The following is a 7,929-nucleotide window of genomic DNA, read 5'->3' as shown; positions in this document are numbered from 1 at the left end:
CCCATGCAGAACCTGGCCCATAGTGCCTCCTTCCACTCCAGGGAAAATAATGCACCATTAAAGGTCGGGATGAAACATCTAGTCCTCGAATTTAGGAAAAGAACTTGCGGAGACGCGAAATGTTTCCCCGCACCGGCTAAAGAGGCGGCGGACCAGATGCAGGCCTCGGATCCTCAGGTCTCCATCTCCAACGGCTCGTGCTCGGGCCTGGTGCCGGTGGCCATAAGTTCTCGATAGGCCTGACACGAGAACCAGTAGTCAGGACCACGGCCGGCAAAATGTGCCTCAAGCGCACAGGCGGCTGCGGCAGTCGCTGCTTCTGAACCATAGATCTCGATGCAGGCAGCGATTACGCGGTCTGGATCGGCGAGTTCCGCAATCGTCAATCTTAATCGGATCGTTCGTTCTCAACGCGTGCCATCGCAAAGCTCCCGGAGTTGGAGCCGCAAGGTAGCTCGTCAGAGTGAGCGGGCTGGCACGCAAGAAGGAGGCAGACGACTTGGCAGGGGGAATGTGGGGCGCCAAGTCGTCTGCTTCAGGCAACGTCAGCGGCTTGAGGCGCACTAGCGCTGTGGGGGTGCACCGGAGAGGGTGCCGGTTCACGCTATGCCTAGGGGCGGCGCTCACAATGCGATTGCCGGCACATGGTGAATGGGGCGTTCCGCAGGGCGGATCATCCAGTAATTAGTCCCCCACAGAGCTTGAAACTGATGCATTGCCCTATTTGATACTCCATATCAGAAATGTGATACGATTCCTGAAATGGGAAAAAGGGCGAAGCACAAAGCAAAGCAGACGATTATTGCACTACCGTTAGATGACGAGGTTCAGACGGAAGCCGCCTATTATGCCCGCATGTGCGGGATTACTCCAGAAGAAGCTTTGCGAATCATCGAAGCGGCCAATCCTCCGAGGTCGACCAAGGGCGCTACGGCTGGAAAGCGCGGGTCCGGTCGGTAGGCCTCCAACAGCGGGCTTTTCTCTTCTGAGGACGTGAGAGAACCGTCCCCTGAGACGCTCAGTCGTAGACGATCTGACTGCGCGATCCGTCCAACGTGATGAAGCCGACGTGCCGCCGGTCATGATAGAAGTCGCACGGAGGAAGTCCGCTCGTGGCGGAGAACAGCCGAGGCTCAGTACAGAATCCGCGATTGCTCGATTGCCTGCCGCAACCTGCGCATGCCTGCCTCCGTCTGCACCTTGTTGCAGGCGGCGTAGCCGAGCACCAAACCGTTGCCTGAGGTCGACCAGTAATATTTGGATAGCGGCGAGGCGTTGACGCCGAGACGGTCGGCGGCCTCGACGACCGCGCGGTCGTCGCAATCTGCCGGCAGATGCGCGACGAGCTGGATGCCGGCTTCGGCCGGTGAGAGCGTCACGTTGGCGGGAAGCTCCGCCGCGAACAGATCCTGAAACAGCTTGCGGCGCTCGGCATAAATGCGGCGCATGCGCTTTAGGTGCCGGCTCATATGGCCTTCGTCGATGAAGTCGGCGAGTGCGGCCTGCAGCACCAGCGGAGCGAATTGGCCGGTGGTGCTCAGCGCATGCGGAATGCCCTCGCAGAGCGCCGGCGGCAGCACCATGAAGCCCAGCCTGAGCGCCGGGAACAGCAGTTTGGCGAAGGTGCCGACATAGATAACGCGTTCGGCGTAATCCATGCTCTGGATCGCCGGAACCGGTCGTCCCTGGAAGCGGTACTCGCCGTCGAAATCGTCCTCGACGATCCAGGAATTGTGGCGCTCGGCGATCTCGAACAGGCGCAGCCGCTGATCCATGCGCATGGTGATGCCAAGCGGATGCTGGCAGGCCGGCGTCACATAGATCAGCCGCGGCGCGATCTCGGGTGGGTTCATCTGCCAGCCGTCGCCGTCTACGGTAAGCGGCAGAATATTGCCGCCGGCAACCGTGAAGGTCGCCCTGGCGGCGTAGTAGCCCGGCTCCTCCAGCCACACCGTGTCACCGGGGTCGAGCAGCAGTCTGGCAAGCAGGTCGAATGCAGCCTGGGCGCCGGTGGTCACCACGATCTGCTCAGGCAGGCAGCGCACACCGCGCGCCGACACCAGATAGCTCGCGATCGCCTCCTTCAGCGCCGGCAGGCCGGTGACGTGATAGGTGCCGAACAGCATGTCGGCGCCGAAGGTGGCGCGGCGCGCCAAGAGCCGCCCCCACACCCCGAACGGGAAATTTTGCGCGTCTGGCATGCCGGGGTGGAAGGCGAAGCGGCCGGGCGCACCGTGGTGGAAGGGCTGCCGCATCAAGCTCTCGCCGCGCATCGATAGCGGATGGCGGATGGCGGTCGCGGACGCGGACGCGCTGCGCCTGTCGCTCCCGGGCGAATTGGCCGGCAGGTCGACGACGATGGCGCGCGCGCCGGGCCGGCTAGTGAGATACCCCTCCGTCGTCAGCTGGTCGTAGGCACCGACGATGGTATTGCGGGCAAGGCCGAGATCATCAGCCAACGCGCGGGTGGAGGGCAACTCCGATCCTGGTGCCAGCCGCTTGTCGCGGATCATCGCGGCGATCTGCCGATAGAGCTGGCGCTGGATCGGCTCGGCCACGGTGCGCTCGATCAGCAGCGCCTCCATCGGAAAGGCCTGGCGCCTGCGCCTCGACATCTGCATCGGCAACACCCCGGACAAGAAGGAAGGGCAAGCTTAGCCGACGATGGCGGCAAGCGAAACTGGCACCTTCACTTCCGCCCAAACTGGCCCTCGCGATGGATACAGATTGGCGCTTAGATGCAAAGAAAAACGGGAACAGCGCGCCAGACATGCCGCCTGCAGAGCGTCCACTGCCCGGGTGGAGCGCCATTGCTGCGGAAGCTTGCGCCAGCGGGAGATACGATGGCCGTCAAGCTGGGCATCAACCCCATCACGTGGACAAATGACGACGTGCCCGAACTGGGCGGCGACACGCCGCTTGAGGTTTGCCTGTCCGAAACCAGCCAGGCCGGCTATGCCGGCACCGAGCTCGGCGGCAAATTCCCGAGGCAAAGCGAGGCTTTGAAGGCGGCGCTCAAGCCCTACAGCCTCGAGCTCATCTCCGGCTGGTATGATGGCCGCATCTGCGAAAAAGAGATCGAGGAAGAGTTCGACGCCATCTTGCCGCATCTGACGCTGCTGCGCGACCTCGGCGCCAAGCACGTCGTCTATGCCGACACCTCGCGCGGCCGTCACGGCGCCATCCATGACCGGATCTCGCAGCGCCCGAAACTCGCCGACGATGAATGGCAGGCCTATGGCGCCAAGATTACCCGGCTTGCCGAACGCTTCGCCGATTTTGGCGTCAGGATGGCTTTCCACCATCACATGGGCACCATCATTGAGACCGACGAGGAGATCGGCAGGCTGATGGCGGGGTCGGGCGAGGCGGTCGGCCTGCTCTACGACACCGGCCATTGCGCCTTCTCCGGCGGCGATCCCGAAAGCCTGCTGCGTCGACACATCGGCCGCGTCGTCCACGTCCATTGCAAGGATGTCCGACCCGAGATGCTGAAGCGGGCGCGGGCCGCCGACATGAGCTTCATGGGCGCGGTGATGGAAGGCATCTTCACCGTGCCGGGCGATGGCGGGATCGACTATGCGACGCTGCTCAAGGTGCTGGCCGACAATGGCTATGCCGGCTGGCTGGTCGTGGAAGCCGAGCAGGATCCGGCCAGGGCGCATCCGCTGACTTACGCAACGATGGGCTATCGCAATCTGCGCGAGCTGGCGCGCAAGGCCGGCTTCACGGTCGACGAACGGAAGGGCTGAGGCACAAGCGGGGGCGCCGGAGGGCGATGAGTTCGGTCCTGTATAGAAAGGTGGTCAAGAATTTCGGCGCACTCAATGTGCTGCGATCACTCGACCTCGCCGTGCCGGATCACAAATTCCTCGCGCTCCTCGGCCCATCGGGCTGCGGCAAGACGACGGCGCTGCGCATCCTCGCCGGGCTGGACATGCCGACCTCGGGCAAAGTCTTCATCGGCGAGCGCGACGTCACTCGCCTCCAGCCGCGCGACCGCGACATCGCCATGGTCTTCCAGAGCTACGCGCTCTACCCGCAGATGACGGTCGCCGAGAACATCGGCTATCCGCTGTGGATCCGCGGCACGCCGGACACCGCGCGCAAGGCCAAGATCGGCGAGGTCGCCGCCATCCTCGAAATCGGTCACCTGCTCGACCGCCGGCCGCGCCAACTCTCCGGCGGGCAGCGGCAGCGGGTCGCGCTGGCGCGGGCGATCGTCAGGGATCCGGCAGCCTTCCTCATGGACGAGCCTTTGTCCAATCTCGATGCGCGACTGCGGCTCACCATGCGCGGCGAGATCAAGCGCCTCTGCCAGCGCCTCAGCGCCACTACCATCTACGTCACCCACGATCAGGTCGAGGCGCTGACCATGGCCGACCTCGTCGGCGTCATGCATGGCGGCGACCTTCAGCAAATGGCGCCGCCCATCGACATCTACGACCGACCGGCCAACCGCTTTGTCGCCACTTTCGTCGGCAATCCGCCGATGAACATTCTGCCGGTCACGCTGGCCGAGCAAGGCGTGATGGCGGGCGGAAGGATCGTGCCGCTGGCGCGAGCGCGACTCACCGCATGCCGCCTGGCCGAGATCGTCGAGATCGGCTTGCGCCCGGAAGACTGCAGCATCGCCCAGCCTGGTGCGCCGGGCGCACTGCCGGGCGAGATCTACGTGGTCGAGCCGATGGGCAACGAGACGCTGGTCAATGTGCGGCTCGACGGCGGCAATGTCTCGGTGCGTGCCGGCCGCGATTTCAGGGGTTCGGTGGGCGAAAACATCAGCGTCGCCTTCGATGCGGCGAACGCCTGTCTCTTCAATTCGGCCGGCCTCACCGCCGTCCAAAGGGTCAACAGCAACGGGAGAGAGAAATGACGCATTCCAGCAGAAGCAGACTTACTCGCCGCTCCGTCTTCAAGGGCGGCCTTGGCCTGGCGCTCGCCACCACGGCCCTCACCACACTCGGCCTGCCAATGCCGGCCAACGCTGCCGGCAAGAAGGTCATCATCGGCGCCTTCGCCGATGGCGGGCTGACACCATTCAAGCAGAAGATCATCCCCCAAGCCAAGGAGGCCGGCTTCGACATCGAGTTCCTCGAGGACGAATACGGCGTGACCCTGGAGAAGTGGTTCGCCGACGCCCAGAGCGGCGCCGGCCAGTACGACCTCTATCTGCTCGACGATCCCTGGGTGCCGCAGTTCGGCGCGGCCAACGTGCTCGAGGATCTCGGCGCCGGAGGCGTCGACGGGGCCGACAAGGACTGGATCGGCTCGATGATCGACATGGGCTACTGGCCGCCGCGGGAAGGGCCGCGCGTCAAGGGCTTCCAAGGCGCCAAACCGACGCTGATCTGTGTGCCTTTCGTTGGTGATCTGCAGACGCTCACCTACCGCAACGACGTCTACACGGACGGCGCGCCGAAAACCTGGGACGAGGTGATCGCCAAGGGCAAGGAAGGTGTGGCGGCCGGCAAGATCAAATATCCGGTCGTCTTCCGTGGCGTCTCCGGCAATCCGATCGTGACCAGCTGGTATCCGGTCTTCCTGTCGTTCGGCGGCTCCTTCTTCGACGACAAGTGGAACCCGATCTTCAATTCCCCGGAAGGCAAGGCGTCGGCCGATTTCTTCGTCGGCACGATGAAGCAGAACGCGCCGAGCGGCGTGGTCGAGTTCGACTCCGACCAGGAAGGTGCGGCGATCCTCGGCGGCGATGCCGGTGCCATCATCCAGTATTCCGGCAATGCCTTGAAGGCCGACGATCCGGCTCAGACGAAGGTGGCGGGCAAGCTCGATTTCGGCGTCGTGCCGAAGCAGGAGAAGGCGATCGCCCAGATGGGCATCTTCATCGCCGGCGTGCCGAAATCGGCGCCCAACAAGGCGAACGCGATCGAATTCCTGAAGTGGTACACCAGCGCCGACACCCAGGCCAAGCTCTCGGAAGCGGGCTCGATCCCGGTCAAGCGCAGCGCCTTCGGCATCGCCAAACCGGGCAACCGGCTGATTCCTATTGCCTTGCAGCAGCTCGATGCCGGCGCGCTGCCCCGGCCGCGCACACCGGATTGGGCGAAGGTCGAAGAACTGCTCGGCATCGAGCTCAACAAGGCGCTGCAGGCCGGTTCCGGCGGCGGTGCCTCGCTCGACACGGCCGCCAAGCAGGTCAAGGACTACCTGGCCACAGCCGGTTACTACTGATGAAAAGCGCAACGCAGGCGCGCAAATATCGCTTGCAGGGGGCGGGGCTCGACCTCGCCCTCCCATATCTCATGCTGGCTCCGGGCCTGACGGTCGTGCTGGGCGTGCTTGTCTATCCGCTGTGGGACGGTCTCAGGGCCAGCACCAGAGCCTACCGCTACGGCTCGCCGGTCGCCGACGTCGGTATCCAGAACTATGTGCGCCTGTGGAGCGACGCGCAGTTCCTTAACGCGCTCTGGGTCACGGTGAAATTCGTCGCGCTGTCGGTGTCCGTAGAGGCGGTGCTCGGCTTTGCGCTGGCTCTGTTCTGCCTGCGCGAGTTTCGCGGCATTCGCCTTTTGAGGACGGTGCTGATCACCCCAATGGTGATCACGCCGGTTGTTGTCGCCATCGTCTTCCGGCTGATCTACGCCAGCGACGCCGGCATGCTGACGGCGCTGTCCGAGGCCATGGGCGGCGGCGCGGTGCAGATCCTCGGCAACTCGCTCAATGCCTTCATCGGCCTCGTCGTCCTCGACGTCTGGGAATGGACGCCGCTAATGTTCCTGATCCTGCTCGCCGGCCTGCAATCGCTGCCGCACGTGCCGTTCGAGGCCGCGCGCGTCGACGGGGCCGGCGCCTGGCGCGTCTTTGCCGATCTCACCTTCCCGATGATGCGGCCGGTGCTGGCAGTCGCCATCGTGCTCAGGACCATCGATGCCTTCGGCACCTTCGACCAGGTCTTCGTGCTGACCCGTGGCGGACCGGGCGAAGCGACGAGGCTCATTTCGATCTACGGCTACGACACCGCGTTCAAGTTCCAGCAGACCGGCTACGCGGCGGCGTTGTTCGTGACGGTCGGCCTCGTCGTGCTCGGGCTCGCCTTCAGCGCCATCAGGCTCCTGCGCAGGATCGACGCGTCATGAGCTCTCGTGTGACGCGCATCCTCACCACTAGCTTCGTGCTGGCAGTCGTGCTGCTGCCGATTTACTGGCTGGTCTCGACCTCGCTGAAGTCCAACCGGGAGATCACGCAGGAAGGCACGCTCTACCCGCATGTACCGACGCTCGACAATTACGTCAGGCTGTTCACCGAAAAGCAGTTCGGCTCCTACCTCGCCAATTCGCTGGTGGTGACCTTCTTCTCAGTTGCGATCGCGCTGGTCGTTGGCGCCATGGGTGCCTATGCGATCGCCCGCTTTCGCCTGCCTTTCGCCATGGAGCGCAAGGTCGGCCTGTTCCTGCTAACGCTGCGCATCATCCCGCCGGTCGTCATCCTGATCCCGGTCTATCTGCTGATGCTCAGCCTAGGCCTGCTTGACACCTGGCTGGGGCTGATCGCCACCTACACTGCCTTCAACGTCACCTTCTGCGTCTGGATGATGGAGAGCTTTTTCCGCGAAATCCCCGTTGATCTCGAGGAGGCGGCGATGGTCGACGGCGATTCCCGCTTCGGCGCCTTTCGCCGCATCACGCTGCCGCTGGCGGCTCCCGGGCTCGCAGCCACCGCGATCTTCGCCGTGCTGGTCACCTTCAACGAATTCCTCTTTGCGCTGGCACTGACGGCGACGCCTAGGGCGATGACCATGCCGCGCGGAACCGCGACGCTGATCGGCCGCATCGACACCGACTGGGCCTCGATGGCGGCCGCCGGCGTCATCGGCGCGCTGCCGATCGTCTTCTTCGCGCTTCTGGTGCAGCGGCACCTGGTGCGCGGACTGACCATGGGCGCCGTCAAATGAACCATGAATTGGCCGTC

General features: G+C 64.1%; 6 protein-coding genes. 5 read left to right on the top strand and 1 reads right to left on the bottom strand.

The window, feature by feature from the left end; translation table 11 throughout:
* Positions 1-1,133 precede the first annotated feature (1,133 nt).
* Entirely contained in the window at positions 1,134-2,621 is a 1,488-nt protein-coding gene (locus tag FJ958_RS28660) for a PLP-dependent aminotransferase family protein (RefSeq protein ID WP_140748637.1), read from the bottom strand.
* Between the two features lie 222 nt (positions 2,622-2,843).
* Here FJ958_RS28660 and iolE point away from each other — a divergent pair, with 222 nt between their 5' ends.
* The 5 genes from iolE to FJ958_RS28635 are packed head-to-tail and all read left to right on the top strand — an operon-like array spanning position 2,844 to position 7,912.
* Complete coding sequence (iolE, locus tag FJ958_RS28655; RefSeq protein ID WP_140748635.1) at positions 2,844-3,752, top strand: myo-inosose-2 dehydratase; 909 nt, start codon at positions 2,844-2,846, stop codon at positions 3,750-3,752.
* A gap of 26 nt (positions 3,753-3,778) precedes the next feature.
* Complete coding sequence (locus tag FJ958_RS28650) at positions 3,779-4,876, top strand: ABC transporter ATP-binding protein (protein WP_140748633.1); 1,098 nt, start codon at positions 3,779-3,781, stop codon at positions 4,874-4,876.
* Positions 4,873-6,192: an extracellular solute-binding protein gene (locus FJ958_RS28645; RefSeq protein WP_140748631.1), complete on the top strand. Its 1,320-nt coding sequence runs from the start codon at positions 4,873-4,875 to the stop codon at positions 6,190-6,192. The genes FJ958_RS28650 and FJ958_RS28645 overlap by 4 nt, the downstream gene beginning before the upstream one ends.
* Positions 6,192-7,097 (top strand): sugar ABC transporter permease, encoded by a 906-nt coding sequence (locus tag FJ958_RS28640; RefSeq protein ID WP_140748629.1) that lies wholly within the window; start codon positions 6,192-6,194, stop codon positions 7,095-7,097. The genes FJ958_RS28645 and FJ958_RS28640 overlap by 1 nt, the downstream gene beginning before the upstream one ends.
* Complete coding sequence (locus FJ958_RS28635; RefSeq protein ID WP_140748627.1) at positions 7,094-7,912, top strand: carbohydrate ABC transporter permease; 819 nt, start codon at positions 7,094-7,096, stop codon at positions 7,910-7,912. The genes FJ958_RS28640 and FJ958_RS28635 overlap by 4 nt, the downstream gene beginning before the upstream one ends.
* Positions 7,913-7,929: the final 17 nt, after the last annotated feature.

The sequence above is a fragment of the Mesorhizobium sp. B2-3-5 genome (genome assembly GCF_006442395.1).
In the GTDB taxonomy this organism is placed as follows: Bacteria; Pseudomonadota; Alphaproteobacteria; order Rhizobiales; family Rhizobiaceae; genus Mesorhizobium.
Note: the sequence above shows the minus strand (reverse complement) of the source record. Positions and strands in the feature narration are given on the sequence as shown.

Bases quoted from the DNA above. Each gene is read 5' to 3' on its own strand.
- FJ958_RS28640 (WP_140748629.1), top strand. From the start codon at position 6,192: ATGAAAAGCGCAACGCAGGCGCGCAAATATCGCTTGCAGGGGGCGGGG.
- FJ958_RS28635 (WP_140748627.1), top strand. From the start codon at position 7,094: ATGAGCTCTCGTGTGACGCGCATCCTCACCACTAGCTTCGTGCTGGCA.
- FJ958_RS28645 (WP_140748631.1), top strand. From the start codon at position 4,873: ATGACGCATTCCAGCAGAAGCAGACTTACTCGCCGCTCCGTCTTCAAG.
- FJ958_RS28660 (WP_140748637.1), bottom strand. From the start codon at position 2,621: ATGCAGATGTCGAGGCGCAGGCGCCAGGCCTTTCCGATGGAGGCGCTG.
- FJ958_RS28650 (WP_140748633.1), top strand. From the start codon at position 3,779: ATGAGTTCGGTCCTGTATAGAAAGGTGGTCAAGAATTTCGGCGCACTC.
- iolE (WP_140748635.1), top strand. From the start codon at position 2,844: ATGGCCGTCAAGCTGGGCATCAACCCCATCACGTGGACAAATGACGAC.